The sequence below is a fragment of the Ruegeria sp. H4 genome, from assembly GCF_056533065.1.
This window is the reverse complement of the sequence record NZ_JBQFOC010000003.1, coordinates 98,185-125,015: the sequence shown is the minus strand read 5'-3', so window position 1 is coordinate 125,015 and position 26,831 is coordinate 98,185. Positions and strand designations below refer to the sequence as shown.

Here is a 26,831-nt window from a genome sequence, read left to right as displayed (position 1 = left end):
CTAGCATGTATCGCAGGGTCTGCACGAATTCACATTGGCATGAGCGCCCAGTAGTCCAGATCCAACAGAACCTGCGGCTGGTACTTGCCGTCTTCATTGCGCAACTCAAACGGCGCACCGCCTTTGGTGGCAACCAATCGCAAGCGAATAGCCCCAACGCCGGGAACGCTGGTTTCGGCCTTGTCCAAAACCTCGGACCAGGCCTTGATGGTATCACCCGCAAAACAGGGATTCGCATGGGCACCACCGTTCAGGCCAACGATCATCTGCGCATTGGCCAACCCGTTGAACGACAAAGCCCGGGCCATCGAGATCACGTGACCGCCATAGATCAATCGCCCCTCGGGTCGGAAGGTCAGATCGAAATGAACCTTGGCCGTGTTCTGCCACAGGCGGGTAGCCAGCATATGCTCGGCCTCTTCGATGGTCACACCATCCACATGGTCGATTGTCTCACCGATCGCGTAATCACCCCAGCGATGGGGCTCGCCCGCCAGAGTGAAATCGTAGTTCGAGAAGTCCAGACCCTCGGGGATCACCAGATCTTCCGGTGCCAAAACCATTTTTAGGTCGGGCACAACGGTTTCCGGCGCCGGCGCATCCGGGTTCGACTTACGAACCATAACCCAGCGCACATAGTCGATCACCACCTCGTCCAGCTGGTTCAGACCACGGGTGCGCACCCAGACCACCCCGGTTTTGCCGTTCGAGTTCTGCTTGACCCCGATCACCTCAGAGATCGAGCGCAAAGTATCACCTGGATAGACCGGTTTTATCCAGCGCCCTTCGGCATAGCCCAGATTGGCCACTGCGTTCAGCGAAACATCCGGGACGGTCTTGCCGAACACCACATGAAACGACGCCAAATCATCAAGCGGACTTTCCTGCAACCCACAAGACCGCGCAAACTCGTCCGAGGAATAGAGCGCGTGGCGCGCGGGATAGAGCGCGTGATACAGCGCGCGCTCCCCATCCGTCACGGTACGGGGCACCGCATGGGGCAGGACCTGCCCTACGGAATAGTCCTCGAAAAATCTGCCCGGATTGGTTTTTGCCATTATTGCTGTCCCAGTTTCATGTCAGGTGAATAATCGACCTCGACCTCTTTGGTCACGGCCTGCGCACAACGCATGACACCGTTTTCCGCGTCAAACGCGTAGGATGGGTCGCCATACAGGTCCCACCCTTTGGCCAGCGCATCTGATACTTTGTGGCAGAACGCGGAGGTGTCTTCCTCGGTCAGCAATCGATAGAGCTTTGCCATGTCTGGTTCCCCCTATCCACCGAACGGGGATGGGCCAACCAGCCCGTGAATATATCCGATGATGCCCAGCAAAACGATTGAGGCGACAAAGAACATCGCGTCCTTACCATATGTACCGGGTTCACCCGGCTTCCAATCAGGTTCGGATTTGTTGATCACAATGACTTCAACCACGGCCCAGGCCAAAAGACCGCCGAACAAGACAATCGAGGCCAGATCGCCATTCACCAGCAGATGCGCAAACGCCCAAAGCTTGAACCCGCCCAGCATCGGATGGCGCATCTTGTTCAGCAGACGGCCTTTCTGGCCAGCCGGGCTCATCATAAAGATCGCGATCAGAACCAACAGGTTGTTGACGTGGATCAGGAAAGTCGGCGGGGCCCAGACATAGATGAAATCGGTCATGCGATAGCCGAAGATCATCATTAGGATCGAGGCAACCAGCGCCAGCGCCACCACGCCTTTGCCTGCATCGCCCATTGCTGCCCGCTGTTCGGGCACCACGCGTTTGAAAAGATGCGCGGCCCACCATAGTGCCACGCCCAAAATCAGAAGAACAAAGCCCATGCTGGCTTACCCCGCTTGCAAAGCTGAAATCGCCTCTGCTTTTGCCAGAATTTCGCGGGCAGTTACAACATGGAGGTTCTCAACAATCTTGCCATCAACGACGGCGACGCCCTGACCCTGAGCCTCGGTCTCTTCAAAAGCGGCGATCTGACGGCGGGCCAGATCGATCTCGGCGTCAGACGGGGCGAAGGCGGCGTTGGTCACTTCAACCTGCGCCGGATGGATCAGGGTCTTCCCGTCAAAGCCCATATCCCGGCCTTGCGTGCATTCGGCGGCCAGACCCTCGGTATCTTTGAATGCGTTATAGACCCCGTCCACGATAACCAGGCCCTCGGCCTTTGCGGCCAGCAGACACAGGCCCAATGATGTCATCAATGGAAGGCGATCAGGGCGGAAGCGGGTCTGAAGCTCTTTGGCCAGATCGTTGGTACCCATCACAAACCCGGTCATCAGGGGATGGGCGGCAATCTCGGCTGCGTTTAGCATACCGCGTGGCGTTTCCATCATCGCCCAGATCGGCAGATCGCCGGTGATTGCGGACAGCGCGTCCACATCCGCGGCGGAGTTCACCTTTGGCAGCAGCACCACATCCGCGTCCATGTCGCGCAAGGCCTCGGCATCCGCACGGCCCCATTCGGTGTCCAACCCGTTGATCCGAACGATCTTGACCCGCGCGCCATAGCCACCGGCCGCCAGCGCCGCCTTCAGCGTTTCGCGGGCGTTGGGTTTTTCGTCAGCGGCGACTGCATCCTCAAGATCGAAGATGATCGCATCCACAGGCAGAGTGCGCGCCTTGTCCAGCGCCCGCTCTTTCGAGCCTGGAATATACAAAACCGAACGATACGGGCGTTGACGCGGGTCCATTGACCTCTCCCTAAGCAATAATGTTGCGCGGAATGGGGCATTTTTTTCGAGAAACTTCAAGGCCAAATTTGCCGCATCGCAGCATAAGCGCCTATTCGTGACGCAACGCACTTTGGTTTAATCAAATCTCCTGCCCTTGTTCGCAAGCTGGTCCTCAGATCAGACAGAAGGGGCCATAGATGAAGAAATCGCTTTTGAACATGACGATCGGGCTGGGGATTATGGTGCTGGCCGCACAGCAAGTGAACGCGCAGAGCCGCAACTGCGCCCCGCGCGCGGACGTAATCAAACGCTTGTCGGAAGGGTATGGCGAAACACGTAAAGGGATCGGGATCGCTGGCCAGGGCGCGGTGATGGAATTGTTCGCCTCTGATGAAACAGGTAGCTGGACCATAACCGTCACGCTGCCGGATGGCACAACCTGCCTTGTCGCCTCGGGGCAGTCCTATGAGACTTTGGCAAAAGCCTTGCCGCCAAATGCCTAAGCCAAAGCGTCCCAGATGAGTTTGCTGCCGGTTAGGGTTAGCAAAACATAGGTGATCCCGAAAAACACCCGCTCGGACAGCATGAAGTGCGCCCGAACCCCAAGCCACGCACCTAGTAGTGCGAACGGCGACAGCAGAATGTTCGCCCAAGCGGTGTGCCACGTAAAAAGGCCCAGATAGGCGTACGGCACAAACTTCACGATGTTGACGACCCAAAAGACCAACACGGTCGAGGCCTGAAACTGGGTCTTTGTCAGACGCTGCGACAACAGATAAACGGCGGCAGGCGGGCCGCCAGCGTGGCTGACAAAGCTTGTGAAGCCCGCCACCAATCCGGCGAACAAACCTGCCGATGGCGGCAACTGCCCCGTGAAACCGCCAATCCAGCCCTTTGCACGCGCCACATGCCAGATCACAAACCCGATCGAAATCGCACCGATCAAAAGGCGTAAGACATCGTCATTGGTCGCGCGATACAGAACCGTCCCCAATATCACGCCGGGTATTGCCCCCAGCATCAGCAGGCGAGCACTCGGCCAATCCCAGCGTTTCCAGTAGGGCTTCAACGTCGCAAGATCGATGATTATCAGGATCGGCAGCATCAGAGCCAGCGCCTGACCCGGGCTCAGGATGATGGCCAGAATCGATGAAGATGCAAAGGCTACACCCGACCCGAACCCGCCCTTGGAAATACCCGCGAAGATGACCGCAGGGATCGCCACGGCAAAAAACATCAGATTCAATTCGAACATGTGGCGGCCTGCGAATTGGCTTGTCTCATTAGCCGTTTAGCGCAACCACCAAGGGCAAGGCAAACGGTATGCGGTTGCATGCCGCGCGGCAGAGGCCTTGCGTTGCGGCGTTTAAAGGACTAGCACAACCGCGATTTCAAAACCGACCGGAGATATTCCAAATGGCCAGACCCAAGATTGCGCTGATCGGCGCGGGGAACATCGGCGGCACGCTTGCGCATCTTGCAGCTGTCAAAGAACTTGGTGACGTAGTCCTGTTTGACATCGCTGACGGGCTGCCCCAAGGCAAAGCGCTCGACATCGCCGAATCCGGCCCGTCCGAAGGGTTTGACGCGTCGATGTCCGGCAGCAGCGACTATGCCGATATCGCAGGCGCGGACGTCTGCATCGTCACCGCTGGTGTCGCCCGCAAGCCGGGCATGAGCCGCGATGACCTGCTGGGCATCAACCTCAAAGTGATGAAGTCGGTCGGTGAAGGTATCGCCAAACATGCACCCGACGCGTTCGTAATCTGTATCACCAACCCACTGGACGCGATGGTCTGGGCCCTGCGTGAATTCTCGGGCCTGCCGCACAACAAGGTCTGCGGCATGGCGGGCGTGCTGGATTCGGCCCGTTTCGCGCATTTCCTGTCGGAAGAATTCAACGTCTCAATGCGCGACGTCACCGCCTTCGTTCTGGGCGGCCATGGCGACACGATGGTACCTTCGGTACGGTATTCGACCGTTGCCGGTATCCCGCTGCCTGATCTGGTCGAAATGGGCTGGACGACACAGGAAAAGCTAGACGCCATCGTACAGCGTACCCGTGACGGTGGCGCTGAAATCGTTGGTTTGCTGAAAACCGGTTCGGCGTATTACGCACCGGCTACTTCGGCAATCGAAATGGCCGAAGCCTACCTGAAAGACCAGAAGCGCGTTCTGCCTTGTGCCGCCTACTGCAATGGTGAGCTGGGTGTTGACGGGCTTTATGTCGGCGTTCCAACCGTGATCGGTGCTGGTGGTGTTGAGCGTATCGTCGACATCAAGCTCAACGAAGACGAGCAGGCCGGTTTCGACAACTCGGTCAACGCCGTGAAGGGCCTGATCGACGCATGCAAAGGCATCGACGGTTCGCTGGCATAGGCTTACTGAAAGCTTCCGAGAACCGGCCCTCAGCAGGGCCGGTTTTTTTGTGCCAAGCCCGTCCGTCGTATCTCAAATGTTTGCGCAACCGTCGCAAACCCCCTTTTTTGAATATGTTTTCCGCATGTGCATTGTGAGATTCGAATCAAAACCAAGGGCCTATCAATTTGTGATCACACGCCAAAAAAGCGTGATCACAAATAGTGAAAATCTTCGTGAAAAACCTCTTTGCTGTCAAAAAACCCTTTAAACTTGCCCGCTAGACACCCCTATAACGGTTTAATCGTAGTCAGACGGGACAGTTTCGATGAACATTCACGAATATCAGGCCAAAGCGCTTCTTCGCAGCTATGGCGCTCCGGTCTCCGACGGTCGCGCGGTTTTGCGCGCCGAGGAAGCCAAAACCGCAGCCGGTGAACTGGATGGCCCCCTGTGGGTTGTCAAAGCACAGATCCACGCAGGTGGACGTGGCAAAGGCAGCTTCAAAGAAGCGGATGCCGGTGAAAAAGGCGGCGTCCGTCTGACCAAATCGGTCGAAGAAGCCGCTGAAGAGGCCAAGAAGATGCTGGGTCGCACGCTGGTCACGCACCAAACCGGCCCCGCAGGCAAGCAGGTCAACCGCATCTATATCGAAGCCGGATCGGGCATCGAACGTGAACTGTACCTGGCCCTGCTGGTGGACCGCCAGACCAGCCGCATCTCATTCGTCTGCTCGACCGAAGGCGGCATGGATATCGAGGAAGTCGCCGCTGCCACTCCTGAGAAAATCCTGTCCTTCTCGGTCGACCCGGCCACTGGCTATCAGGCTTATCACGGCCGCCGTATTGCTTTCTCGCTGGGTCTGGAAGGCGCGCAGGTCAAGCAATGCGTCAAGCTGATGAACCAGCTCTATAACGCCTTCGTCGAGAAGGATATGGAGATGCTGGAGATCAACCCGCTGATCGTCTCGGACAGCGGCGACCTGAAAGTGCTGGACGCCAAGGTCGGTTTCGACGGCAACGCGGTCTACCGCCACCCCGACATCGCCGAACTGCGCGACACGACCGAGGAAGACCCCAAGGAACTGGAAGCCTCGAAATACGACTTGAACTACATCGCGCTGGATGGTGAGATCGGGTGCATGGTGAACGGTGCCGGTCTGGCGATGGCAACCATGGACATCATCAAACTGTATGGGGCCGAGCCTGCCAACTTCCTCGATGTGGGCGGTGGCGCGACCAAAGAGAAAGTGACCGAGGCGTTCAAGATCATCACCTCGGATCCGAACGTCAAAGGCATTCTGGTCAACATCTTCGGCGGCATCATGCGCTGTGACGTCATCGCCGAAGGCGTTGTCGCTGCGGTGAAAGAGGTCGGCCTGCAGGTTCCGCTGGTCGTGCGCCTGGAAGGCACCAATGTCGAGAAAGGCAAAGAGATCATCAACACCTCTGGCCTTGACGTGATCGCGGCGGACAACCTGAAAGACGGTGCCGAGAAGATCGTGAAAGCTGTCAAAGGCTGATTGCCATCCCGTAGGGTGGGCTTTGGCCCACCTTTCCCAAGATTTCGGCGGGCTGAAGCCCGCCCTACAAAGGAGAACGCCAGATGGCAGTCCTCATCGACGAAAATACCAAAGTGATCTGTCAGGGCTTTACCGGCTCGCAGGGCACATTCCACAGCGAACAGGCCATTGCCTATGGCACCAAGATGGTTGGCGGCGTGACCCCAGGCAAAGGCGGGATGACCCACCTTGACCTGCCCGTGTTCAACTCGGTCCACGAAGCCAAGCATGTGACCGAAGCCAATGCCTCGGTGATCTATGTCCCGCCGCCCTTCGCGGCTGACTCGATCCTCGAAGCGATTGATGCCGAGATGGAAGTGATCGTCTGCATAACCGAAGGTATCCCGGTTCTGGACATGATGAAGGTGAAGCGTGCGCTGGAAGGCTCGAACTCGCGCCTGATCGGCCCGAACTGCCCCGGTGTGATTACGCCCGACGCCTGCAAGATCGGCATCATGCCCGGCCACATCCACAAGCGAGGTTCGGTTGGCGTTGTGTCGCGCTCGGGCACGCTGACCTATGAGGCCGTCAAGCAGACCACCGATGTGGGTCTGGGCCAGTCCACCTGCGTGGGCATCGGCGGCGACCCAATCAAGGGCACCGAGCATATCGACGTGCTGGAATGGTTCCTGGCGGATGACGAGACCCACTCGATCATCATGATCGGTGAGATCGGTGGCTCGGCCGAGGAAGAAGCCGCACAGTTCCTGGCGGATGAGGCCAAGAAGGGCCGCAAAAAGCCGACCGCCGGTTTCATCGCGGGCCGCACAGCCCCCCCGGGCCGCCGCATGGGCCACGCGGGCGCAATTGTCGCCGGTGGCAAGGGTGGAGCCGAGGACAAGATCGAAGCCATGCGCTCGGCCGGTATTGTCGTGGCCGAAAGCCCGGCGCAGCTGGGTGAGGCTGTGCTGGAAGCGATTGGGTAAGTGACCAAGGACCGGGCATATGCGTTTAGGGCGGCGCCTGGCCCAAGGGTGGGTGAGAAGCGCCCGCCCGCCAAAACATTGGTTTGCCTCCAGCAAAACGAGGCGGGTCGGGCGCTGCCCGGCAATGCTCGCCGGTTGGGCCAATATTGATGGGACCCCTGCAGGCTATATCGACCGGACTGCGGAAAACCTTGGTCTATTCCGGCAGAGCCACACGCTCGGAATTCTGGTGGTTTGCACCGGTCGCACTGGTCTTTCCAGTGTTAGCGATTACACAACTTAACTGGCAGAACGCCGAGATGTTGGGCATCTGGCAACTGTTTGTAGTAATGGTAGCATCTGTTCCTCTGCTTTCGGCCATGAGCCGCCGGTTACAAGACACTGGGGAGGAGGGTCATCAGGCATTCTACCCTTTCATGCCTGTGATTACTCTCTGGCTCGGTTATCGGATGATGTACTGGCTCGGGTTGGTACTGCTATCCAGTAGCGGTTTCGGAATCCTTTTTCTGGGATTATTCGCTTTGGTGCTGGTCACAATAGTGCTCCTTGTTGGATTTATCTCAAGCGCGCTAATTGCCGCCAACGTTATTGGCATGATGCTTGTAGCATCAGATCCGCAAAGCAATCGTTTCGGAGCGCCCGAGGCAGGAGTGACCCCATGACCTTCTCCGACGCCATCCGCACCTGTTTCTCCAAGTTCTTCACCTTTTCAGGTCGCGCCTCGCGGCCCGAGTACTGGTTCTTTTTCCTTTTCATTGTGATTTGGAGCATCATTGCCGGGATCATCGACGCGCAGTTCTTCACGCAAGTAGCAGTGACCGAAACCGAAACATCCGAATCCGTCGCAGCTACGTCCTCACAACCTGTGCAAAGCATCGTCAGCCTAATCGTCTTCTTTCCGCATCTGGCCGTCGCATGGCGGCGGATGCATGATACCGGGCGCAGTGGCCTCTACGCTTTACTGCCACTCCTTCTAATCCTAGGCGCGTTTGCGACCCTGTTCTTTGGCATCGGGCTGGCCTCCAGTTTCCAGCATGGCGGCAATCTGGATATCCTGTTCACCCGTGCCACTCTGCTGATCGTCATTCCGACACTTCTGATCCTGTTTGTGTCGCCCCTCCTGGTGCTGTGGTGGTTGTCCCGCCCCAGTCAGCCAGGCACCAACCAATACGGTCCCAACCCATATGAGGTAGCCCAATGACCGAACATACGCCCAACACTGCCTTTCATGCCTCTAGCTTCATGCACGGGCACAATGCCGAGTATCTAGAGCAGCTATATGCCCAGTACACAAAAGACCCGAACGCAATAGATGCGGCATGGGTCGAGTTCTTCCGGCAGATGGGTGACGCTACACCGGATGTTCAGAAAGAGGCCGAAGGTCCCTCTTGGGCACGCACCGATTGGCCGCCCATGCCAACAGATGATCTGACCGGGGCGCTGACCGGCGAATGGGCTGAGATTGATGCCAAAGCCGCAGGCAAGAAGATTCAGGAGAAGGCTGCTGACACCGGTGTTCAGGTCAGCGAAGACCAGATCAAGCGCGCCGTGTTGGACAGCCTGCGCGCCCTGATGCTGATCCGGGCCTATCGGATCCGGGGCCATCTGGCGGCTGATCTGGACCCGCTGGGAATGCGCGCGGCCAGCACCCATCCAGAGCTGGACCCGAAAACATATGGCTTCACAGACGCCGACATGGATCGCCCGATCTTTATCGACAATGTTCTGGGCCTGCAGATGGCCAGCATGCGCCAGATCGTCGAGATCGTAAAGCGCACCTATTGCGGCACTTTCGCGCTGCAGTACATGCATATCTCGAACCCGGAAGAAGCCGCCTGGCTGAAAGAACGCATCGAAGGCTACGGCAAGGAAATCCAGTTCACCAAGGAAGGCCGCAAGGCGATCCTGAACAAGATGGTTGAGGCCGAAGGTTTCGAGAAATTCCTGCATGTCAAATACATGGGCACCAAGCGCTTTGGTTTGGACGGTGGCGAAAGCCTGATCCCCGCGATGGAGCAGATCATCAAGCGTGGCGGAGCCTTGGGCGTTCAGGACATTGTCATCGGCATGCCGCACCGCGGGCGTCTGAACATCCTCGCCAATGTGATGGGCAAACCCTACCGTGCGATTTTCAACGAATTCCAGGGCGGCAGCTTCAAGCCCGAAGACGTGGATGGCTCGGGCGATGTGAAGTACCACCTCGGCGCCTCCAGCGACCGTGAGTTTGATGGCAATAGCGTGCACCTGTCGCTGACCGCAAACCCCAGCCACCTTGAAGCGGTGAACCCGGTTGTGTTGGGCAAGGTTCGGGCCAAGCAGGATCAACTGAAGGATACCGACCGGACCAAGGTGATGGGCATTCTGCTGCACGGCGATGCGGCCTTTGCTGGTCAGGGTGTGGTCGCCGAAGGGTTCGGCCTGTCCGGTCTGCGTGGGCACAAGACCGGCGGCACCATGCATATCGTGGTGAACAACCAGATCGGTTTCACCACCGCGCCGCACTTCAGCCGCTCCAGCCCGTATCCAACGGATATCGCGCTGATGGTCGAGGCTCCGATCTTCCACGTGAACGGCGACGATCCCGAGGCGGTTGTACATGCTGCCAAAGTGGCAACCGAATTCCGCCAGAAGTTCCACAAGGACGTGGTGATCGATATCTTCTGCTACCGCCGGTTTGGCCACAACGAGGGCGACGAGCCCATGTTCACCAACCCGATCATGTACAAGAAGATCAAGACGCATAAGACCACGCTGTCGCTCTACACGGAACGTCTGGTCAAGGATGGGCTGATCCCCGAAGGCGAGATTGAGGATATGAAAACCGCCTTTCAGGCCCGTCTGAACGATGAGTTCGAGGCCGGAAAGGACTATAAACCCAACAAGGCCGATTGGCTGGACGGGCGGTGGTCGCACCTCGACAAGAACAAAGACGAATACATGCGCGGTGAGACCGCCATTTCGCCAGATACTTTAGCCGAAATCGGTGCCGCGCTCTCGCGCACACCGGACGGTTTTGCCATGCATAAGACCGTTGGTCGCCTGCTGGAACACAAAAAGCAAATGTTTGAGTCTGGTAAAGGATTCGATTGGGCGACGGGTGAAGCTCTGGCATTCGGCTCGCTGCTGACCGAAGGCTATCCGGTGCGCCTGTCCGGTCAGGACGCCACACGCGGGACGTTCAGCCAGCGCCATTCGGGTTTCATCAACCAGGAGAATGAGGAACGGTATTATCCGCTCAACAATATCCGGCCCGGTCAGTCACACTATGAAGTGATCGACTCGATGCTGTCGGAATATGCGGTTCTGGGTTTTGAATACGGCTATTCACTGGCCGAACCCAACGCGTTGACCCTCTGGGAGGCGCAGTTCGGCGACTTCGCCAACGGCGCGCAAATCATGTTCGACCAGTTCATCAGCTCGGGCGAAAGTAAATGGCTGCGCATGTCTGGTTTGGTTTGTTTGCTTCCGCATGGCTTTGAAGGTCAGGGCCCGGAACACAGCTCGGCGCGACTGGAACGGTTCCTGCAGATGTGCGGCCAGGACAACTGGATCGTGGCGAACTGTACGACGCCCGCGAACTATTTCCACATCCTGCGCCGTCAACTGCACAGGACCTTCCGCAAGCCGCTGATCCTTGTAACACCCAAGTCGCTTCTGCGTCACAAGCTGGCGGTTAGCACCGCTGAGGAATTCACCACAGGCTCCAGCTTCCACCGCGTGTTGTGGGACGATGCGCAACATGGCAATTCGGATACCAAGCTGGTTGCCGACAGCAAGATCAAGCGGGTCGTGATGTGCTCGGGCAAGGTTTACTATGACCTTTTGGAGGAGCGTGACGCGCGTGGGATCGACGATGTCTACCTGATGCGAATTGAACAATTCTATCCGTTTCCTGCGCATTCTCTGATCAATGAGCTTGAGCGTTTTAAAGGCGCCGAAATGATCTGGTGTCAGGAAGAACCCAAAAACCAGGGTGCCTGGACCTTTATCGAGCCCAACATCGAATGGGTCCTGTCCCGCATCAAAGCGAAACATACACGGCCTCGCTATGTCGGCCGCGCCACTTCGGCTTCGCCCGCGACGGGCCTGGCCAGCCAACACAAAGCCCAACAACAAGCGCTGGTGAACGAAGCGCTGAGCATTGAAGGAAAGTAAACGATGACGATTGAAGTTCGTGTTCCCACGCTTGGCGAGTCGGTAACAGAAGCCACAGTTGCGACATGGTTTAAGAAACCAGGCGACGCGGTCGCTGTGGATGAGATGCTCTGTGAGCTTGAAACAGACAAGGTCACCGTAGAAGTGCCTGCCCCGGCTGCGGGCGTGATGGGTGAGATCGTTGCGGCCGAAGGCCAGACGGTTGGCGTCGATGCGTTGCTGGCGACCATCGCAGATGGTGACAGCGCAGCGGCTGCCCCTGCGGCCGCGGCGCCGGCCCCTGCAGCAGCGCCCGCGGCGTCAGCGGGCAGTGTCGACGTGATGGTGCCAACACTGGGCGAGTCCGTGACCGAGGCAACCGTGTCAACTTGGTTCAAACAGGTTGGCGACAGCGTCGCTCAGGACGAAATGCTATGCGAGTTGGAAACCGATAAAGTCTCGGTCGAGGTACCTGCCCCCGCAGCGGGTGTTCTGGCAGAAATTGCAGCTCCCGAAGGTACAACTGTAGATGCCTCAGCGAAACTGGCGGTGATATCGGGTGCGGCGGCTGGTGCGGCTCCGGCGGCTGCCGCAGCAGCAACGGCCCCCACAGCAGCCAGCACAGGCAAAGACGTGGCCAATGCCCCCTCTGCTGAGAAAGCCATGGCCGAGGCAGGCATGTCCGCTGATCAGGTCACCGGGACTGGTCGTGATGGCCGGATTATGAAAGACGATGTGGCACGTGCCGTTGCAACCGCTGCTGCCCCGGCCCCCGCACCTGCGGCAGCGCCTGCTCCGGCCCCGCGCGCTCCGGTTGCGGCCAGCGACGCTGCGCGCGAGGAACGGGTCAAAATGACCCGCTTGCGTCAGACCATCGCAAAGCGCCTGAAAGACAGCCAGAACACCGCAGCGATGCTGACCACCTATAACGAGGTCGACATGACCGAGGTGATGGCCCTGCGCAGCCAGTACAAGGACCAGTTCGAAAAGAAACATGGCGTCCGTTTGGGCTTTATGTCCTTCTTCACCAAGGCCTGCTGCCACGCGTTGAAAGAAGTGCCCGAGGTGAATGCCGAGATCGACGGTACCGACATCGTCTACAAGAACTTCGTCCATATGGGTGTAGCCGCTGGTACACCGACAGGACTGGTGGTTCCGGTTATCCGCGATGCCGACAGCATGTCCTTTGCCGCGATCGAAAAGGCGATTGCCGAAAAAGGTAAACGCGCCCGTGACGGCAAGCTGAGCATGGAAGAGATGCAAGGCGGCACCTTCACCATCTCAAACGGCGGTGTCTACGGCTCGTTGATGTCCTCGCCGATCCTGAACCCGCCGCAATCGGGCATACTTGGCATGCACAAGATTCAGGACCGCCCGATGGCGATCAACGGTCAAGTGGTGATCCGCCCGATGATGTATCTGGCGCTGTCCTATGACCACCGGATCGTCGACGGCAAAGGCGCGGTAACCTTCTTGGTTCGCGTGAAAGAAGCGCTTGAAGACCCCCGCCGCCTGCTTATGGATCTGTAACCATGGCAACGCATATTCTCTGGCAGGCCGATGTCGCAGATTTCGATGTCTGGCTAAAGGTGTTCCGCGAGGATCAAAAAATGAGAGAGGCCGCGGGTATCCGCGACCTCCACATCTGGCGTGACCCCAATTTGAAAGATCATGCGGTGGCCTTGTTTGAAGTCACCGACCTTGAACGCGCACAGAGTTTCATCGAGTCCGAAGAATTGGCCATGCATCACGAACGCGGCGGCGTGGCCCATATTCAGGTCAAGATACTGACACCCGTTTGAATGCGACTGCCACTGGACATAGACCCCAAGTATGGCCCGGGCACGACGACGCCGGGCAACACAACAAAAGTTTCTCAAGCGTGACCCCTGAACTCACAGCCCTGACATTGGCCGCACTTTTGCAGGTTGTTCAGTATGTGGTGATGGCAGTCCCCGCAAATTTGGAACTCGGACCCGGCAAGACCACGTCTGCTCGCGACCGAAGCCGGTTGGGCGGCGGGTTAGAAGATCAGCTTTCGGAAAAAACAGCGCGTCTGTACCGCGCGTTGAACAATCACTTCGAAGGGCTGATCCTGTTCGCTATCGCCTGTGTCGTCGTCACACTCAGCGGATCAACCGGTGGCTTCACGACCACCTGCGCGTATATCTATCTGACTGCGCGCGTCCTGTATGTGCCAGCGTATTACTATGGCCTCAGACCCTGGCGCACACTGATCTGGTTGGTCGGATTTCTGGCCACAACCCTCATGCTTTTGGCGGTGTTATTGTGACCCCGCTGTTGTACAAATTGTTCATAGGCCCAAACCCTGTGACAGCCCGACTTCTCAAGGAGATCCCTCATGGCAAACTATGACGTCATCGTAATCGGAGCAGGCCCCGGCGGCTATGTCTGCGCCATCCGCTGCGCCCAGTTGGGCCTGAAAACCGCCGTGGTCGAAGGACGTGAGACGCTGGGTGGCACCTGCCTGAACGTGGGCTGCATCCCATCCAAAGCGCTTCTGCATGCCAGTCATCAATTGCACGAGGCCGAACATAACTTTGCCAAGATGGGTCTGAAAGGCAAAAGCCCCTCGGTCGATTGGAAGCAGATGCAGGCCTACAAAGAAGAGACAATTGAAGGCAATACCAAGGGCATCGAGTTCCTGTTTAAGAAGAACAAGATCGACTGGCTAAAAGGCTGGGGCTCGATCCCGGCTGCCGGCCAGGTTAAGGTGGGTGACGAATTGCACGAAGCCAAGAATATCATTATCGCTTCGGGCTCGGAACCGGCTTCGCTGCCTAGCGTCGAAGTGGATGAAAAGGTTGTTGTGACCTCGACCGGTGCGCTGTCTTTGGGCAAAATCCCCAAGAAAATGGTCGTGATCGGCGCGGGTGTAATCGGCCTGGAACTGGGCTCGGTCTATCAGCGTTTGGGGGCTGAGGTCACGGTAATTGAATTCCTCGATGTGATCACTCCGGGCATGGACCCCGAGGTGCAGAAAACCTTCCAACGTATCCTGAAGAAGCAGGGTCTGAAATTCGTGATGGGGGCCGCAGTTCAGAAAACCGAGGCCACTAAGACAAAAGCCAAAGTCACGTACAAACTGCGTAAAGATGACAGCGAACATGTGATCGACGCAGACGCCGTGCTGGTTGCCACCGGGCGCAAGCCGTTCTCAGACGGTCTGGGGCTGGATGCTCTGGGCGTCGAAATGACACCGCGTGGTCAGATAAAGGTCGGTGCCGACTGGCAGACCAACGTGCCCGGTATTTATGCCATCGGCGACGTGACCGAAGGCCCAATGCTGGCGCATAAGGCCGAGGATGAAGGCATGGCCGCAGCCGAACAGGTCGCGGGCAAGCATGGTCATGTCAACTATGGCGTCATTCCGGGTGTGATCTACACCTGGCCCGAGGTCGCCAATGTTGGCGAGACCGAAGAGACGCTGAAAGAACAGGGCCGTGCCTACAAAGTTGGCAAGTTCATGTTCATGGGCAACGGTCGCGCCAAGGCGAACTTTGCCGCCGATGGGTTCGTCAAGATTCTGGCCGATAAGGAAACTGATCGTATTCTCGGCGCACATATCATCGGCCCGGCCGCAGGTGATCTGATCCATGAGGTCTGCGTGGCGATGGAGTTTGGTGCCTCTGCCGAGGACCTCGCCCTGACCTGCCACGCCCACCCGACCTATTCCGAAGCCGTGCGCGAGGCTGCACTGGCCTGCGGTGACGGACCAATCCACAGCTAACGCTCATGACCCCGGCCGCGATCAGCGCGCTGGGGTCAGCCACGCCTCCAGATATGTTTCCAGCCGATCTGTAAATGTCGTCGCAGAATGCAGCGCGCAGAATCTCAGAGACATGGCCTGAATCGCAAAAGCCTGCACGCCCTCGGCCAATAGCTCTGATGGCACATCCTTGCGCATCTCGGTGGCATCAAGCCACATCATCACCACGCGGAAATACCGCTCAAAGCAATAGGCGATGGGCCCGATTTCAGCGATAGCGGTTGCACCTGAATATCGGATCAAAAGATCGAAGACATACCTCTCGGACGTCATGAAACTGTGAACCGGTTCAAGGGCGGTGATGATCTCGGCGACGGTTCCTGGCTTTGGCCCGTTGTCAGCCTGATCCAGACAGGCATTCAATTTGTCCGCGATCATGATCTCCATCAACGCATCTTTGTCGCGGAAATGGGCGAAGAAAGTGCCTTTGGCAACGCCAGCCAGTTGCACCACCTCCTCGACCCTTAAGGCCTCGTATCCGTTTTTCTGAATCAACTCTTCCGATGCTGCCATCAGGCGGGCGCGGGTTTTCAGTGTGCGTTTCTGAACTGTCTTTTGCATGAGCCCAGATTGCATATTTTTTGACCGCGGTCAAATTTATTATTGACCGTGGTCATTTTTTGATTCTATAAGATGACCGCGGTCATTTTTTAGGAGAAACCCAATGCAACCGAAGAAAATTCTGATCCTGGACGGGCACCCTGGTAAAAACAGCCTGTCACGCACCTTTGCGCAGACATATGGCGACGCGGCACGCCAGAATGGTCATGACGTGCGCGTCGTTCACCTAAGCGATCTTCAGTTTGACCTGGATTTCGGTCAGGGCAATTACCATGATTTCAAACCCCTCGAACCCGAACTGGAACAGGTTCTGCAAGATATTGAGTGGAGCAATCATCTGGTCCTGACTGCGCCTATGTGGTGGGGTGGATTGCCTGCGAAACTAAAAGGGCTGATCGACCGGATGTTCATCCCGGGGCGCACTTTCGACACGCGCAACACGACGAAACTCGGTTTTCCAGCCCCGATGCTGACCGGGCGTACTGCGCGCGTAATCCTGACCTCGGATACGCCCGGCTGGTTCATGCGCTTGATCTATCGCCAAGCGCTTATCCGTCAGGTGCGTGATCAGATATTGGGGTTTGTCGGCTTCAAACCAACGAAGTTCACATACTTCGCAGGTGCCAGCTATCCAAAAGCCGGCAGCGTCGAGCGCTGGATTTCGAAGGTTGAAAAAATCGGGGCGGCGGCGGTTTGATCGCGATGCCTACCACATCGTTTTGGCGGCGCGCGGAGCCCATTCCTGATCATAATGTGCGCCGCCTTCCTCACCGTCCGACGCTTCGGCAAGGATCTCTCCCACCGTTGGGAGACCTTGGGATTCATCTTCGCTTGACCAGGTTTTAGCCCGCATCAGCGCACGGGCGCATTGCGTGTAGACTTCCTGGATGTCAATCACGATAACGGTCGCTGGGCGTTTTCCGTGCTTTTCGAAGCGCGCGCGCAAATCGTCATCAGCCGTCAGCCGTGCCGACCCGTTCAAACGCACCACATTGTTCGAACCCGGCACAAAAAACATCAACGACACGCGCGGGTCACGCACGATATTGCGCAGCGAATCCAAACGGTTGTTTCCTCGCCAATCCGGCAGGGCCAGCGTAGCGGGATCCAGTTCCAGAACCACCGGGCCATCGTCACCGCGCGGGCTGCCATCTACGCCTTCCGGGCCAACCGTACTCAGAACGCATAGTCGGGACGCCATAATCCACTTACGATAAAGCGGCGTAAGCTGTCGCACCACCTTACGCAAAGATGGCGCGCCCGGTGTGCCGTAGAGCCCTTCTAACGTGCTTAGATCGTCAATGAACTGCATCCGGATCAAACCCCACTTCTTGCATCAGCGCGTCAGAACGTGTTTCGATTACGTTTTCTAGACGTTCCAGAAATTCTTCGCGTTCTACACCGGGCTCAATGGGTTCAAGGAAGTCTACAATCGCAAGGCCCGGCTTGCGCATGAGACCCGTACGCGGCCAAAACACGCCCGCATTTGTCGCCACAGGGACACAGGGAAAACCCAACCCTTCGTACAAAACGGCAGTGCCAACTTTGTAAGGTTTCTTGGCCCCCGGTGCGACGCGGGTGCCTTGCGGATAGATGACCAGCTGACCGGGTTCGGTGAATTCTTTAGCGACGTCCTTGACCATCTTGGCCACTGCGGCGCCCTTCTTGCCCCGGTTCACGGGAATACAGCCCAGACGGCGCGCATACATCCCGATGATCGGGGTCCACAACAGCTCTCGCTTCATGATGAACTTGCCATGCGGGATAGCGTTGAAGATCATGATGATATCGAGAAAGGATTGATGCTTGGCACCGATCACAACCTCACCTGTCGGCGGTGTACCGCGTACTTCGCTGCGAATACCCACCATCCAGCGCGCCAGCCACAATGTGCTGCGCGCATAGGTTTTGCAGGCCCTTGATGCCCCCCGTTTTGCAAAAATCGCATAGGGTAAAAATACGATGCCAAGAAGCAACATCCAAAGGTAGATCACGAACATAAAGACCAACGAGCGGACCCATTGAACAGCCTTGGACATCAGGAAAGCTCCTTCAACTTGCGGCGCGCAGCGGTCCAAGTCGCGAAGAAAGCGACAACGGCACCCAGAATTGGGATCACCACCGGCAGCGCCCAATCCGTCCCCTGAAATCCAACGCCGGACAAGAACCCTCCGGCATCCGAGGCTTCGGGCAATAGCAGAACACCGATCATGCCCAGCATTGTGCCCACAGCCGCACCGAACAGCGCGCGATAGGTGAACCGACGCACAAAGGCGCCCGCGATGAACCGGTCGCGCGCACCGACCTGACGCAACACCTCGATGATCTGCGCATTCGCCGCCAGCGAGGCATTGGCTGCCAGCGTGATCATGGCCGCCGTAGCCCCTCCGATCAGCAGGATCGAAATCCAGCCAAGCCGCCGCAGTGACATGGCCGCATCCACCAAAGGTTCGCGCCATCGCGTGTGGTCGTCCAGCACGGCACCTGGCACTTCAGCGCCCAAACGCAAGCGCAGGCCCGCGGCATCCAAGCCGGGCGCACCTTCGACAATCTCGATCAGCTGAGGGATCGGCAGTGTGTCCAGCGGCAGGTCCAGCCCGAACCAGGGCGACAGCAACGCCGCTTGCTCATCCGCAGTCAGTGCACGGGCTGATGCCACACCCGGTGTCTGATTCAGAATGGTCAGAGCGACCTCGGTCTGGGCAGCCAGTTGTTCACCAGGGGCGTTGATCCGCAGCGTTGCCGCCCCGGCCAGTTCCGAGGCCCAGCGATCCGCGATCCGGCCCGAGGCCAGAGACAAGGCCAACGCAAAAACCGTTAGAAAGGCCATCGCGCCAGAAACGAACAACGTCAGATGAGCGGTATACCCAGTGGGTGGCACCACCCGATCGGCGCGGCTGTCGCGGCGCAGCAGGTTTCGGATGTCACCCTTGCTCATAGATCGGCCCCCGCCAGTTGCAACCGGCGTTGCGAAATTCGCAGCACGCGGGCCTGAACCTGGCTTTTTGCGGCGCGGATCAGGCTTAGATCATGGGTGGCGATCAGGACGGTTTTGCCCATTTTGTTCAACTCGACCAGCAAGCGCAACAGACGCTGCGACATCTCCCAATCCACGTTTCCCGTGGGTTCGTCCGCCAATACGACATCGGGTGACAGGATCAGGGCACGCGCCAGTGCGGCACGTTGGCGTTCACCTCCAGACAATTCGGGCGGATGTGCTTCTAGCCGCGAACCTAACCCGACCCATCCCAGCAATTCTGACAGATTGCTTTGTTCCTCGGCCTCGGCGCGGCCCGAAACCATCAACGGCAAGGCCACGTTTTCTGCCAGCGTCATGTGATCAAGGAACTGACAATCCTGATGTACAACACCGATCCGGCGGCGCAGCAACGCCATCTCATCACGGTCTAAGGCTGAAACATCCTGCTCAAAGGCGCTCAGACGCCCCGACGTTGGCAACAACGCACCATAGCACAGCTTTAGAAAAGTGGTTTTGCCCGCCCCGGATGGACCCGTCAGAAAATGAAACGAGCCCGGCTGCAATTGCACCGAGACGTCGCTCAGCAATTCGCCGCCACCATAGGTGTAGCTGACATTCTCCAGCTCGATCACACTTGTCCCCTTTATTATGCTGCTCTTCTTGCCCGAGCGCGAATGTGGTTTCAATGCCTGTACCGAGTCCAATTGGTGACACTTGGACCCTGAAACCGAAATCGCGCTTTGCTGTTGGGTCTTAACGGAATAATATGCCTGAAAAAACTATTATCCGCCGAATTGCCGGCCGGGGAGGCAGCATGCGTCTTACATGTCCGAATTGCAGTGCCCAATATGAGGTGCCAGACGAGGTCATCCCCGAAGAAGGCCGCGATGTACAGTGTTCGGCCTGTGATCAGACATGGTTTCAGGCGAAATACCCCGCCGATGAAGCAGCTGGGGTGGAAACCACCGAACTGAAAGCCAAGCTGTCTGAGCTTGAGACGTCGACTCCTGAGGAAGAAGACGACACAAGCAGTGACAGGTCTCCGGTCGAGGAAGCCTTTTCCGACCAAGAGACGGAAGTGGCCAAGGCTGAAACCAAGACGTCCGGAAACATCGATCCTTCAGTTGCCGATATTCTTCAAGAAGAGGCCGCACGAGAATCCGAACTCAGAGCGCAGGAAGGCAGTAGCCTTGAAACGCAGCCTGATCTCGCATTGGATGTCGCACCAATTCCGAAAGTCGAACCCAAAACGCCAACCGCATCAGAAACATCCCAAGATGCCGGTCAGAAAGAGGCGTTGCCGGATGTTGAGACCATCAACTCCAGCATGTTGGCCGAAGACCCAGATGCCGCGCAACCAGCACGCAAATCCGGTGGCTTTGTACGCGGGTTTGCATTGGTTCTGATCATCGCGGTGATCCTGTATCTGATCTACGGCAATGCGCAGCAAATCAGCGAAGTCGTCCCACAGGCCGATCCAGTGCTGAAACCCTACGTGTCGCTGATCGATCAGGCGCGTATCTGGCTTGAGGCACAGGCCGGCTCAAGCGCGTCACAGAACTGACGGCCTCAGAACCGTTCCAGCAGCCGTTTCAGGTATTCCAACTCGATCGTAGGCCGGTCGGTTTCCCCGGTCCGGCGGCGGATTTCGTCCAGCAGCTCACGCGCGCGGCGGTAAACATCTTCGCCTTGCAACAGATTGTCATCCGTCGAGATCGACCCCGCAGCCCCGGGGTTTCGGCCCAGTGGATCACGGTTATTCGCTTGGGCCTCGCCTTCCTGCGCACCTTGACCGGATTGGTTTTGCTGGTTCTCGGCCAACGCCTCACCAAGTGAGCGCATGCCTTCGCGCAGGGCTTCCATCGCTTCGGATTGACGATCTATCGCCTCGGCCAGATCGTCGCCGCGTAGGGCCTGTTCGGCCTCATCCATGGCCCGACCCGCACGGCCCAGCGCATCGCGGGCGGCTTCGCCCTCCTGCGTACCGGCACCCGGCAGGCCCTGTTCCTGACGCCGCAATTCATCGCGCAGCGCCTGTTGACGATCCGCCAGACTACCCTGACCGGATTGACCTTCACCAGCCTGATCCGAATCCTGCCCCTGACCGCCCTGCCCTTCGTGGCTTTGACCCCGACCCTGACCACCATTGCGACCTTCGTTGCCCTGGCTTTCACCAGCCTGGCCGCCCGGGTTGAATTGTTCCTGCAAATCGCGGAAGGCCTGATCGCTCAGACCCTGTTGTTCGCGCAATGTCTCGGCCAGACCTTCCATGGCCTGTTGCCCCTCGGACTGGCCACCTTGACCCTGACCTTGGGTGACACGCATGTTTTCCATCATCTGCTGAAACTCTTCCAGCGCCTGCTGGGCTTCGGCCATGCGGCCCTGTTCCATCAGTTCTTGAATGCGGTCCATCATGGCCTGCAGATCATCCTGCGACATCTGCAGCGACTCGCCATTTTGCCCAGACTGACGTTCACCATCTTCGCCATTCTGTTGCGCCAGACGCTGCAACTGTTGCAGATAGTCCTGCGTCGCTTCGCGCAGCTCCTGCATCAACTCTGCAATCTCTTCATCGCTCGCGCCATTTTGCATCGCCTCGCTTAGGCGTTCCTGCGCGCGGCGCATCCGCTCAAGTGCATCGGCCAGAGTGCCGTCTTCGATCAGCACCGCCAGATCCCACAGGGCTTGCGCGATTTCTTCCTGCTGAGGCTGCTTCAACCCGTATTGATTAAAGGTCTCCAACCGACGCAATAACACGCGCAGTCGCAGATAGGCCGTATCCGAGCGGAACAGACCCTCGGGCTGATGCGAAACTGCCCGCAACACCTGAGCGACCCGTGCGCCGTTCTCGCGCGACCAAAGCAGATCGCGCCGTTGTTCGATCACAGCAGCCGCAAGCGGATCAAAGAACCGGCGCGCAGGCAAGGGGGTCAGATAGGGTTGCGATTCCGATTCCTGATCCGCCGCATCGCGCGCCATCAGCGTTATACGCACCGGCAGATGCGCCCATGGATGCTGCGAGAAGTCTTCAATCAGGTCTTCGGTAAAATCAGCCCGGTCGCCGGTGATGGGCATGGGCAGTTCAATCTCGATCACCTCGCGCGGCTCAGGTTCGGTGGTCAAACCATACCGGCGATCTACGGCGCCCAGATCAAGTTCAATCAGGGCAGAGCCAGAAACAACGCCATAGTCGTCACTGGATTGAAACGGCAGTTTCATCTGTCCGCCTGCTTCGGCCTCGGCCCGACCTGCCACGTCAATAGTCGGAGGGGCATCGCCAATCACGTCAACAACCCAATCCCGGCCTGCAGGTCCTTCGATCCGCAATTGCCCCGATTGCGTGACAACAAAATCCTGTTCTGGTTCAGTGGCAGCTTCGGTTCCAGTGACCGAACTTGTTTCGGTCAGGCTGTGCGCACCGACCTCACCATAAAACCTCAAGGTCACACTACTGCCCGCAGGCACGGACAGAGCGGGCCCCGATTGATCGGCAAGATAGAGTGTTGGCAGGCCGGTATAGCGCGGTGGCTCAACCCAGCCCTCCCAGGTTGGTCCCTGCCCCGCGACCGCCGTTCCCGGCGTCATCTCGGCGACGGAGCCAATGCGCCATAGCGATCCGAACAGCATGGCGACTACCAATGCCAATAGAGCGGCATAGCGCAGGGCGTATGGATCGCGCGAAGCAAGGCGCAGATCAGGTTTCACTGCCTCGGCCTGAGAGACGCGCTGCGCCATCCGTGCCTTGTGTGCCTGCCACAAAGCAACTGAATCCGCATCCGTCGCCCCAATGGCCTGGTCATCGATCAACGCCTGAATAGGGCGTCCGGGCAATGCCTCATCCAAGCGCACAAGCGCCTCAGTAAGCGTCGGCCGATGGAATCGCCGAATCCCAACAGCCGCAGCCACACTCAGCGCGATCAGGCTAACTGCACCTGCGGCCCAGACAAATTCAACGCGCACCTGATCCTGAAGTCCCAGCATCAAAGCAGCCAGAACAGCCATCAAAATCGAGAAAAACGGCCAGAAGGCGCGCAAAACCTGCTCGGCCAGCATTCCTGCATGGGTCAGCCAGAGCGAACGTTTTGGTATCGGCAGTTTCACTTTATCGCGCAATGCGGGCCTCCTGATCGGGCCCTTACGCTGATTGCGTCAAAGCCACATAGGTATGGTATCGCGGTTTATGATTTCGTCAAAGCTTGGGCGTTCACGAATAACTGCAAATTGATCCCCATGCACCAGAACCTCGGGGATGAGGGGTCGCGTGTTGTATTCGCTCGACATCACCGCGCCATAAGCACCGGCACTGCGGAACGCCACCAGATCGCCCGCATCAAGCGGCGGCATGTTGCGCTGTTTGGCAAATGTATCGCCGCTTTCGCAGACTGGGCCGACGATGTCATAGGGTTGTTGTTCAACGCCAGGGACAGGTTCCTGAACGGCTATAATGTCGTGATACGCCTCGTACATCGCCGGGCGGATCAGATCATTCATTGCGCCATCAAGGATCAGAAAATCTCGACCCTCGCCGGATTTCACATAGATCACCTTGCTCACCATCAATCCGGCATTGCCCGCGATCAGACGTCCGGGTTCGATCTCAATTTCACAATCCAGATGGCCCAGCGTCTTCTTGATCAGCGCGCCATATTCGACAGGCAGCGGCGGCGCATCATTAGAGCGCGCATAGGGAATGCCCAAACCGCCCCCCAAATCGAGACGGCGGATATTGTGCCCTTCGGCCCGCAACTGCTCGGTCAGTTCAGCGACCTTGGTATAGGCAAGCTCAAACGGCTCCAACTCGGTCAATTGTGACCCGATATGAACGTCAATCCCAATCACTTCGAGCCCCGGCAAGCTGGCGGCCAGCGCATAAACCTCGGATGCGCGCGAGATCGGAATGCCAAATTTGTTTTCGGATTTACCTGTCGCAATCTTGGCATGAGTCTTCGCATCCACATCCGGGTTTACTCGGATTGTGATCGGCGCAACCATCCCCAGCGCTGCCGCGACCGCGCTGATCACCTGCATCTCGGGTTCGGATTCCACGTTGAACTGGCGGATACCGCCGGTCAGGGCAGTCCGGATCTCATCTGCCGTTTTGCCGACACCCGAGAACACGATCTTATCGCCCGGAACGCCTGCGGCCTTGGCCCGCAGGTATTCCCCGCCCGAAACAACATCCATCCCGGCGCCTGCCTGTGCCAATGTCTTCAGGATTGCCTGATTGCTGGCCGCTTTCATCGCGTAGCAAACAAGGTGATCAGTTCCCTCAAGCGCATCATCAAACAGCTTGAAATGACGCAGCAAGGTGGCTGTTGAGTAGACATAGAACGGGGTTCCGACCGCGGCAGCGATTTCGGAGACAGGGACATCCTCGGCGAAAAGCGCGCCGTCGCGGTAGAGAAAGTGATCCATATCTGCGCGCTTAGACCAAAACGGCCCCCCGGTTCAATGGATTCGGGCGCTCAAGAGCCCCACGCAGCTATTTAGAACTCGGTCGAGACCCCGGCACGTGCATAGCCGGATACAGAAATGCCGGACTGTTTTGGCTCTGGCTTAGGATCAGGGCGCGACGCAGATGTGGATTCGCACGCCGCCAAAACGGCAAGCGTTAGAACTAGGCCGATGGTTCGCATATGCCGTTCTCCTTAGGCTCGGTGCTAACGGTGTTGGATTTCGGATCAGACACTCAGATAAAGGCCGAGACCGCCCTTGCGCAGGCCTACGCCTCCGCCAACATGTGTCCCACTGGATCCGACGCCAACACCCAGGCTGGCGGTCGGCTGAACAGGTTCGCCATCGGCACCACAGGCTGCCAAGGCAAAACCGGTCAAGATCAGCAGAATGACCCGAAACATACGCATCATACCAACGCCTTCCATCGTTTGATCTGAGCCCGCACCTGATCAGGCGCAGTCCCTCCATAAGACTGGCGCGAGTTTACCGAGTTTTCAACGGTGAGGACAGAATAGACGTCATCGGTGATATCCGTGTGCACCGAATTCATATCCTCAAGTGTTAGGTCAGGCAGGTCGCAACCCTTGGTTTCGGCCAAAGCAACCAGTGATCCAGTCACATGGTGCGCATCGCGGAACGGCAGGCCGAGGACCCGTACCAGCCAGTCGGCTAGATCGGTCGCGGTCGAAAATCCAGACCCCGCAGCGGCAGCAAGGCTATCGCGGTTGGCGGTCATATCCTTGACCATGCCTTCCATCGCGGCCAGCGCCAGCATCCAGTTGTCGGCGGCGTCAAAGACCTGTTCCTTGTCTTCCTGCATGTCCTTGGAATAGGCCAGCGGCAGGCCCTTCATCACCATCATCAGCGCAGTGTTCGCACCAAAGATGCGGCCAACTTTGGCGCGGATCAGCTCCGCCGCGTCGGGGTTTTTCTTCTGCGGCATGATCGACGAGCCGGTCGAGAACCGGTCGGACAGCGTCACAAACCGGAATTGGGCCGAGGACCAGATCACCAGTTCTTCGGCAAAGCGCGACAGGTGAACGGCGCAGATCGAGGCAGTGGACAGGAACTCTAGCGCGAAGTCGCGGTCACTGACGGCATCCAGCGAGTTCGCGGCAGGGCGGTCAAAGCCTAGCGCTTCGGCCGTCATGTACCGGTCGATTGGGAAAGATGTCCCGGCCAGCGCAGCGGCCCCCAGCGGGGATTCGTTCATCCGGGCGCGCGCGTCACGCACGCGGGACAGGTCGCGACCAAACATCTCGACATAGGCCATCATGTGGTGGCCCCATGTTACCGGCTGCGCGGTTTGCAAATGGGTAAAGCCCGGCATGACCCAATCCGCCCCGGCCTCGGCCTGCGCCAAAAGCGCGCGGATCAGAGCCAGAATGCCGGTTTCTGCCGCATCCAACTGATCGCGGACCCAGAGTTTGAAATCGGTCGCCACCTGATCATTGCGCGACCGACCCGTGTGCAGACGGCCTGCGGGTTCACCGATCACCTCTTTCAGGCGCGCTTCGACATTCATGTGGATGTCTTCCAGCGCGGTCGAGAACTGAAAGTCTCCGTTTTGGATTTCTGACAAAACGGTGAGCAGCCCTTCCCGAATAGCCTGCGCGTCACTATCACTAATAACGCCTGTGGCGGCCAACATGGCGGCATGGGCGCGCGAGCCTGCGATGTCCTGGGCTGCCATCCGCTGATCGAACCCGATCGAGGCATTGATTGCCTCCATGATCGCGTCTGGACCGGCGGCGAAGCGGCCGCCCCACATCTGGTTCGAGGATTGATCGGTCATGAAAGAAAACCCGGAGTTAATATGCGCCTGTTACGTCTGATCCCCCTTTATATGGCCCTAGCGCTGGGTGCAAACGCCGCTTTGGCAACCGATGCCGAGACATTGGGGCCGCTGCGCGAGGACAGCCTGAAGCGACTGATCCTGCACAAAGAGCCCAAACCGGTTGAAGCGGTTGAATTTGAGTTGGAAGATGATGGCGGCACGGCGTCTCTGGAGGACTATAAGGGCAAATACATCCTCCTGAACTTCTGGGCCACCTGGTGTGCCCCGTGCCGCAAGGAGATGCCCCAGATCGCTGAACTTCAAGAAGAGTTCGGCGGCGACAGGTTCGAGGTGCTGACGTTGGCCACCGGGCGCAACTCACCCGCCGGGATCAAAAAGTTCTTTGACGAGAACGGGATCGACAACCTGCCTCGCCATCAGGACCCCAAACAGGCCGTGGCGCGTGAGATGGGCGTGATTGGCCTGCCGATCACCGTGATACTTGATCCGGACGGCAATGAGATCGCGCGACTGATTGGTGATGCCGAATGGAACTCGGATAGCGCGAAGGCGATTATCTCGGCTCTCGTCAACGCTGAAAGCTGAGAAA

General features: G+C 58.1%; 29 protein-coding genes. 14 read left to right on the top strand and 15 right to left on the bottom strand.

All coding sequences use genetic code 11. The annotated features are described in order from the left end of the window. Nucleotides 1-29 precede the first annotated feature (29 nt). From ACR0KG_RS16845 to ACR0KG_RS16830, 4 genes are read right to left on the bottom strand one after another with little or no spacing between them, the layout of a single operon-like run. Nucleotides 30-1,058, bottom strand: a complete 1,029-nt coding sequence (locus ACR0KG_RS16845) for a MaoC family dehydratase (protein WP_480827920.1) — start codon at nucleotides 1,056-1,058, stop codon at nucleotides 30-32. Then, nucleotides 1,058-1,264, bottom strand: a complete 207-nt coding sequence (locus ACR0KG_RS16840; RefSeq protein ID WP_480544356.1) for a DUF1737 domain-containing protein — start codon at nucleotides 1,262-1,264, stop codon at nucleotides 1,058-1,060. Before ACR0KG_RS16840 ends, ACR0KG_RS16845 begins: the two co-directional genes overlap by 1 nt. Before the next feature lie 12 nt (nucleotides 1,265-1,276). Next, entirely contained in the window at nucleotides 1,277-1,831 is a 555-nt protein-coding gene (locus ACR0KG_RS16835; protein WP_480548549.1) for an NnrU family protein, read from the bottom strand. A gap of 6 nt (nucleotides 1,832-1,837) precedes the next feature. Beyond that, a complete protein-coding gene (locus tag ACR0KG_RS16830; RefSeq protein WP_480827919.1) occupies nucleotides 1,838-2,695 on the bottom strand; it encodes an HpcH/HpaI aldolase/citrate lyase family protein in 858 nt (285 codons plus the stop codon). Nucleotides 2,696-2,874: 179 nt separating this feature from the next. Between ACR0KG_RS16830 and ACR0KG_RS16825 the strand changes: the two genes are divergently transcribed. Continuing rightward, the gene (locus ACR0KG_RS16825) at nucleotides 2,875-3,180 is read left to right on the top strand and encodes a hypothetical protein (RefSeq protein ID WP_480827918.1); all 306 of its coding nucleotides are present in this window, start codon (nucleotides 2,875-2,877) and stop codon (nucleotides 3,178-3,180) included. On the opposite strand, the gene ACR0KG_RS16820 is transcribed toward ACR0KG_RS16825, so the two are convergent. Beyond that, a complete protein-coding gene (locus ACR0KG_RS16820) occupies nucleotides 3,177-3,932 on the bottom strand; it encodes a sulfite exporter TauE/SafE family protein (protein WP_480827917.1) in 756 nt (251 codons plus the stop codon). The two genes, ACR0KG_RS16825 and ACR0KG_RS16820, sit on opposite strands and share 4 nt — an antisense overlap. 161 nt (nucleotides 3,933-4,093) lie before the next feature. Between ACR0KG_RS16820 and mdh the strand changes: the two genes are divergently transcribed. From mdh to lpdA, 10 genes are all read left to right on the top strand, one after another. Then, a complete protein-coding gene (mdh, locus tag ACR0KG_RS16815; RefSeq protein ID WP_480548543.1) occupies nucleotides 4,094-5,056 on the top strand; it encodes a malate dehydrogenase in 963 nt (320 codons plus the stop codon). A 307-nt stretch (nucleotides 5,057-5,363) separates the two neighbouring features. Next, nucleotides 5,364-6,557, top strand: a complete 1,194-nt coding sequence (gene sucC / locus ACR0KG_RS16810; protein WP_480500114.1) for an ADP-forming succinate--CoA ligase subunit beta — start codon at nucleotides 5,364-5,366, stop codon at nucleotides 6,555-6,557. A gap of 83 nt (nucleotides 6,558-6,640) precedes the next feature. Further along, nucleotides 6,641-7,522 (top strand): succinate--CoA ligase subunit alpha, encoded by an 882-nt coding sequence (gene sucD / locus ACR0KG_RS16805; protein ID WP_170544616.1) that lies wholly within the window; start codon nucleotides 6,641-6,643, stop codon nucleotides 7,520-7,522. 149 nt (nucleotides 7,523-7,671) lie between these two features. Beyond that, nucleotides 7,672-8,184 (top strand): DUF805 domain-containing protein, encoded by a 513-nt coding sequence (locus tag ACR0KG_RS16800; RefSeq protein WP_480827916.1) that lies wholly within the window; start codon nucleotides 7,672-7,674, stop codon nucleotides 8,182-8,184. Next, a complete protein-coding gene (locus ACR0KG_RS16795) occupies nucleotides 8,181-8,723 on the top strand; it encodes a DUF805 domain-containing protein (RefSeq protein WP_480827915.1) in 543 nt (180 codons plus the stop codon). The genes ACR0KG_RS16800 and ACR0KG_RS16795 overlap by 4 nt, the downstream gene beginning before the upstream one ends. Further along, nucleotides 8,720-11,677, top strand: coding sequence for a 2-oxoglutarate dehydrogenase E1 component (locus ACR0KG_RS16790; protein WP_480827914.1), 2,958 nt, complete (start codon nucleotides 8,720-8,722; stop codon nucleotides 11,675-11,677). Before ACR0KG_RS16795 ends, ACR0KG_RS16790 begins: the two co-directional genes overlap by 4 nt. Nucleotides 11,678-11,680: 3 nt before the next feature. Continuing rightward, complete coding sequence (gene odhB, locus ACR0KG_RS16785) at nucleotides 11,681-13,186, top strand: 2-oxoglutarate dehydrogenase complex dihydrolipoyllysine-residue succinyltransferase (protein ID WP_480544364.1); 1,506 nt, start codon at nucleotides 11,681-11,683, stop codon at nucleotides 13,184-13,186. Nucleotides 13,187-13,188: 2 nt separating this feature from the next. Continuing rightward, nucleotides 13,189-13,458 carry a hypothetical protein gene (locus tag ACR0KG_RS16780; RefSeq protein WP_353012019.1) on the top strand — a complete coding sequence of 90 codons (270 nt, stop codon included), beginning with the start codon at nucleotides 13,189-13,191 and terminating at the stop codon, nucleotides 13,456-13,458. Nucleotides 13,459-13,538: 80 nt separating this feature from the next. Next, on the top strand, nucleotides 13,539-13,949 hold the full coding sequence (locus ACR0KG_RS16775) for an MAPEG family protein (protein WP_480544365.1): 411 nt from the start codon (nucleotides 13,539-13,541) through the stop codon (nucleotides 13,947-13,949). A gap of 69 nt (nucleotides 13,950-14,018) precedes the next feature. Then, nucleotides 14,019-15,407, top strand: coding sequence for a dihydrolipoyl dehydrogenase (lpdA, locus tag ACR0KG_RS16770; RefSeq protein WP_480827913.1), 1,389 nt, complete (start codon nucleotides 14,019-14,021; stop codon nucleotides 15,405-15,407). 21 nt (nucleotides 15,408-15,428) lie between these two features. Here lpdA and ACR0KG_RS16765 read toward each other — a convergent pair whose 3' ends face one another. Further along, nucleotides 15,429-16,007, bottom strand: a complete 579-nt coding sequence (locus tag ACR0KG_RS16765; protein ID WP_480544367.1) for a TetR/AcrR family transcriptional regulator — start codon at nucleotides 16,005-16,007, stop codon at nucleotides 15,429-15,431. A 103-nt stretch (nucleotides 16,008-16,110) separates the two neighbouring features. Here ACR0KG_RS16765 and ACR0KG_RS16760 point away from each other — a divergent pair, with 103 nt between their 5' ends. Then, nucleotides 16,111-16,704: an NAD(P)H-dependent oxidoreductase gene (locus ACR0KG_RS16760; protein ID WP_480548535.1), complete on the top strand. Its 594-nt coding sequence runs from the start codon at nucleotides 16,111-16,113 to the stop codon at nucleotides 16,702-16,704. 9 nt (nucleotides 16,705-16,713) lie between these two features. Here ACR0KG_RS16760 and ACR0KG_RS16755 read toward each other — a convergent pair whose 3' ends face one another. The 4 genes from ACR0KG_RS16755 to ACR0KG_RS16740 are packed head-to-tail and all read right to left on the bottom strand — an operon-like array spanning nucleotide 16,714 to nucleotide 19,619. Beyond that, the gene (locus ACR0KG_RS16755) at nucleotides 16,714-17,319 is read right to left on the bottom strand and encodes a pyridoxamine 5'-phosphate oxidase family protein (RefSeq protein ID WP_480827912.1); all 606 of its coding nucleotides are present in this window, start codon (nucleotides 17,317-17,319) and stop codon (nucleotides 16,714-16,716) included. Then, nucleotides 17,306-18,046: a lysophospholipid acyltransferase family protein gene (locus ACR0KG_RS16750; RefSeq protein ID WP_480827911.1), complete on the bottom strand. Its 741-nt coding sequence runs from the start codon at nucleotides 18,044-18,046 to the stop codon at nucleotides 17,306-17,308. The genes ACR0KG_RS16755 and ACR0KG_RS16750 overlap by 14 nt, the downstream gene beginning before the upstream one ends. After that, nucleotides 18,046-18,945, bottom strand: coding sequence for a cell division protein FtsX (locus tag ACR0KG_RS16745; protein WP_480827910.1), 900 nt, complete (start codon nucleotides 18,943-18,945; stop codon nucleotides 18,046-18,048). Before ACR0KG_RS16745 ends, ACR0KG_RS16750 begins: the two co-directional genes overlap by 1 nt. Continuing rightward, nucleotides 18,942-19,619: a cell division ATP-binding protein FtsE gene (locus ACR0KG_RS16740; RefSeq protein ID WP_170535793.1), complete on the bottom strand. Its 678-nt coding sequence runs from the start codon at nucleotides 19,617-19,619 to the stop codon at nucleotides 18,942-18,944. The genes ACR0KG_RS16745 and ACR0KG_RS16740 overlap by 4 nt, the downstream gene beginning before the upstream one ends. A 182-nt stretch (nucleotides 19,620-19,801) precedes the next feature. On the opposite strand from ACR0KG_RS16740, the gene ACR0KG_RS16735 reads away from it, so the two are divergent. After that, nucleotides 19,802-20,551 carry a zinc-ribbon domain-containing protein gene (locus tag ACR0KG_RS16735; protein ID WP_480827909.1) on the top strand — a complete coding sequence of 250 codons (750 nt, stop codon included), beginning with the start codon at nucleotides 19,802-19,804 and terminating at the stop codon, nucleotides 20,549-20,551. Nucleotides 20,552-20,556: 5 nt separating this feature from the next. On the opposite strand, the gene ACR0KG_RS16730 is transcribed toward ACR0KG_RS16735, so the two are convergent. The 5 genes from ACR0KG_RS16730 to argH form a co-directional block, all read right to left on the bottom strand. After that, complete coding sequence (locus ACR0KG_RS16730) at nucleotides 20,557-23,100, bottom strand: TIGR02302 family protein (RefSeq protein WP_480827908.1); 2,544 nt, start codon at nucleotides 23,098-23,100, stop codon at nucleotides 20,557-20,559. 36 nt (nucleotides 23,101-23,136) lie between these two features. After that, nucleotides 23,137-24,402, bottom strand: a complete 1,266-nt coding sequence (gene lysA / locus ACR0KG_RS16725; RefSeq protein ID WP_480827907.1) for a diaminopimelate decarboxylase — start codon at nucleotides 24,400-24,402, stop codon at nucleotides 23,137-23,139. 71 nt (nucleotides 24,403-24,473) lie between these two features. Continuing rightward, nucleotides 24,474-24,623, bottom strand: coding sequence for a hypothetical protein (locus ACR0KG_RS16720; protein WP_170535788.1), 150 nt, complete (start codon nucleotides 24,621-24,623; stop codon nucleotides 24,474-24,476). A 45-nt stretch (nucleotides 24,624-24,668) separates the two neighbouring features. Beyond that, a complete protein-coding gene (locus tag ACR0KG_RS16715; RefSeq protein WP_480827906.1) occupies nucleotides 24,669-24,854 on the bottom strand; it encodes an argininosuccinate lyase in 186 nt (61 codons plus the stop codon). Next, a complete protein-coding gene (gene argH, locus ACR0KG_RS16710) occupies nucleotides 24,851-26,239 on the bottom strand; it encodes an argininosuccinate lyase (protein WP_480827905.1) in 1,389 nt (462 codons plus the stop codon). The genes ACR0KG_RS16715 and argH overlap by 4 nt, the downstream gene beginning before the upstream one ends. A gap of 21 nt (nucleotides 26,240-26,260) precedes the next feature. Here argH and ACR0KG_RS16705 point away from each other — a divergent pair, with 21 nt between their 5' ends. Further along, nucleotides 26,261-26,827 (top strand): TlpA disulfide reductase family protein, encoded by a 567-nt coding sequence (locus tag ACR0KG_RS16705; RefSeq protein ID WP_170535784.1) that lies wholly within the window; start codon nucleotides 26,261-26,263, stop codon nucleotides 26,825-26,827. The last annotated feature ends 4 nt before the right edge of the window (nucleotides 26,828-26,831 follow it).

Coding starts and splice junctions, on each gene's coding strand:
- ACR0KG_RS16845 (WP_480827920.1), bottom strand. CDS start 1,058: ATGGCAAAAACCAATCCGGGCAGATTTTTCGAGGACTATTCCGTAGGG.
- ACR0KG_RS16840 (WP_480544356.1), bottom strand. CDS start 1,264: ATGGCAAAGCTCTATCGATTGCTGACCGAGGAAGACACCTCCGCGTTC.
- ACR0KG_RS16835 (WP_480548549.1), bottom strand. CDS start 1,831: ATGGGCTTTGTTCTTCTGATTTTGGGCGTGGCACTATGGTGGGCCGCG.
- ACR0KG_RS16830 (WP_480827919.1), bottom strand. CDS start 2,695: ATGGACCCGCGTCAACGCCCGTATCGTTCGGTTTTGTATATTCCAGGC.
- ACR0KG_RS16825 (WP_480827918.1), top strand. CDS start 2,875: ATGAAGAAATCGCTTTTGAACATGACGATCGGGCTGGGGATTATGGTG.
- ACR0KG_RS16820 (WP_480827917.1), bottom strand. CDS start 3,932: ATGTTCGAATTGAATCTGATGTTTTTTGCCGTGGCGATCCCTGCGGTC.
- mdh (WP_480548543.1), top strand. CDS start 4,094: ATGGCCAGACCCAAGATTGCGCTGATCGGCGCGGGGAACATCGGCGGC.
- sucC (WP_480500114.1), top strand. CDS start 5,364: ATGAACATTCACGAATATCAGGCCAAAGCGCTTCTTCGCAGCTATGGC.
- sucD (WP_170544616.1), top strand. CDS start 6,641: ATGGCAGTCCTCATCGACGAAAATACCAAAGTGATCTGTCAGGGCTTT.
- ACR0KG_RS16800 (WP_480827916.1), top strand. CDS start 7,672: ATGGGACCCCTGCAGGCTATATCGACCGGACTGCGGAAAACCTTGGTC.
- ACR0KG_RS16795 (WP_480827915.1), top strand. CDS start 8,181: ATGACCTTCTCCGACGCCATCCGCACCTGTTTCTCCAAGTTCTTCACC.
- ACR0KG_RS16790 (WP_480827914.1), top strand. CDS start 8,720: ATGACCGAACATACGCCCAACACTGCCTTTCATGCCTCTAGCTTCATG.
- odhB (WP_480544364.1), top strand. CDS start 11,681: ATGACGATTGAAGTTCGTGTTCCCACGCTTGGCGAGTCGGTAACAGAA.
- ACR0KG_RS16780 (WP_353012019.1), top strand. CDS start 13,189: ATGGCAACGCATATTCTCTGGCAGGCCGATGTCGCAGATTTCGATGTC.
- lpdA (WP_480827913.1), top strand. CDS start 14,019: ATGGCAAACTATGACGTCATCGTAATCGGAGCAGGCCCCGGCGGCTAT.
- ACR0KG_RS16765 (WP_480544367.1), bottom strand. CDS start 16,007: ATGCAAAAGACAGTTCAGAAACGCACACTGAAAACCCGCGCCCGCCTG.
- ACR0KG_RS16760 (WP_480548535.1), top strand. CDS start 16,111: ATGCAACCGAAGAAAATTCTGATCCTGGACGGGCACCCTGGTAAAAAC.
- ACR0KG_RS16755 (WP_480827912.1), bottom strand. CDS start 17,319: ATGCAGTTCATTGACGATCTAAGCACGTTAGAAGGGCTCTACGGCACA.
- ACR0KG_RS16750 (WP_480827911.1), bottom strand. CDS start 18,046: ATGTCCAAGGCTGTTCAATGGGTCCGCTCGTTGGTCTTTATGTTCGTG.
- ACR0KG_RS16745 (WP_480827910.1), bottom strand. CDS start 18,945: ATGAGCAAGGGTGACATCCGAAACCTGCTGCGCCGCGACAGCCGCGCC.
- ACR0KG_RS16735 (WP_480827909.1), top strand. CDS start 19,802: ATGCGTCTTACATGTCCGAATTGCAGTGCCCAATATGAGGTGCCAGAC.
- lysA (WP_480827907.1), bottom strand. CDS start 24,402: ATGGATCACTTTCTCTACCGCGACGGCGCGCTTTTCGCCGAGGATGTC.
- ACR0KG_RS16720 (WP_170535788.1), bottom strand. CDS start 24,623: ATGCGAACCATCGGCCTAGTTCTAACGCTTGCCGTTTTGGCGGCGTGC.
- ACR0KG_RS16715 (WP_480827906.1), bottom strand. CDS start 24,854: ATGATGCGTATGTTTCGGGTCATTCTGCTGATCTTGACCGGTTTTGCC.
- argH (WP_480827905.1), bottom strand. CDS start 26,239: ATGACCGATCAATCCTCGAACCAGATGTGGGGCGGCCGCTTCGCCGCC.
- ACR0KG_RS16705 (WP_170535784.1), top strand. CDS start 26,261: ATGCGCCTGTTACGTCTGATCCCCCTTTATATGGCCCTAGCGCTGGGT.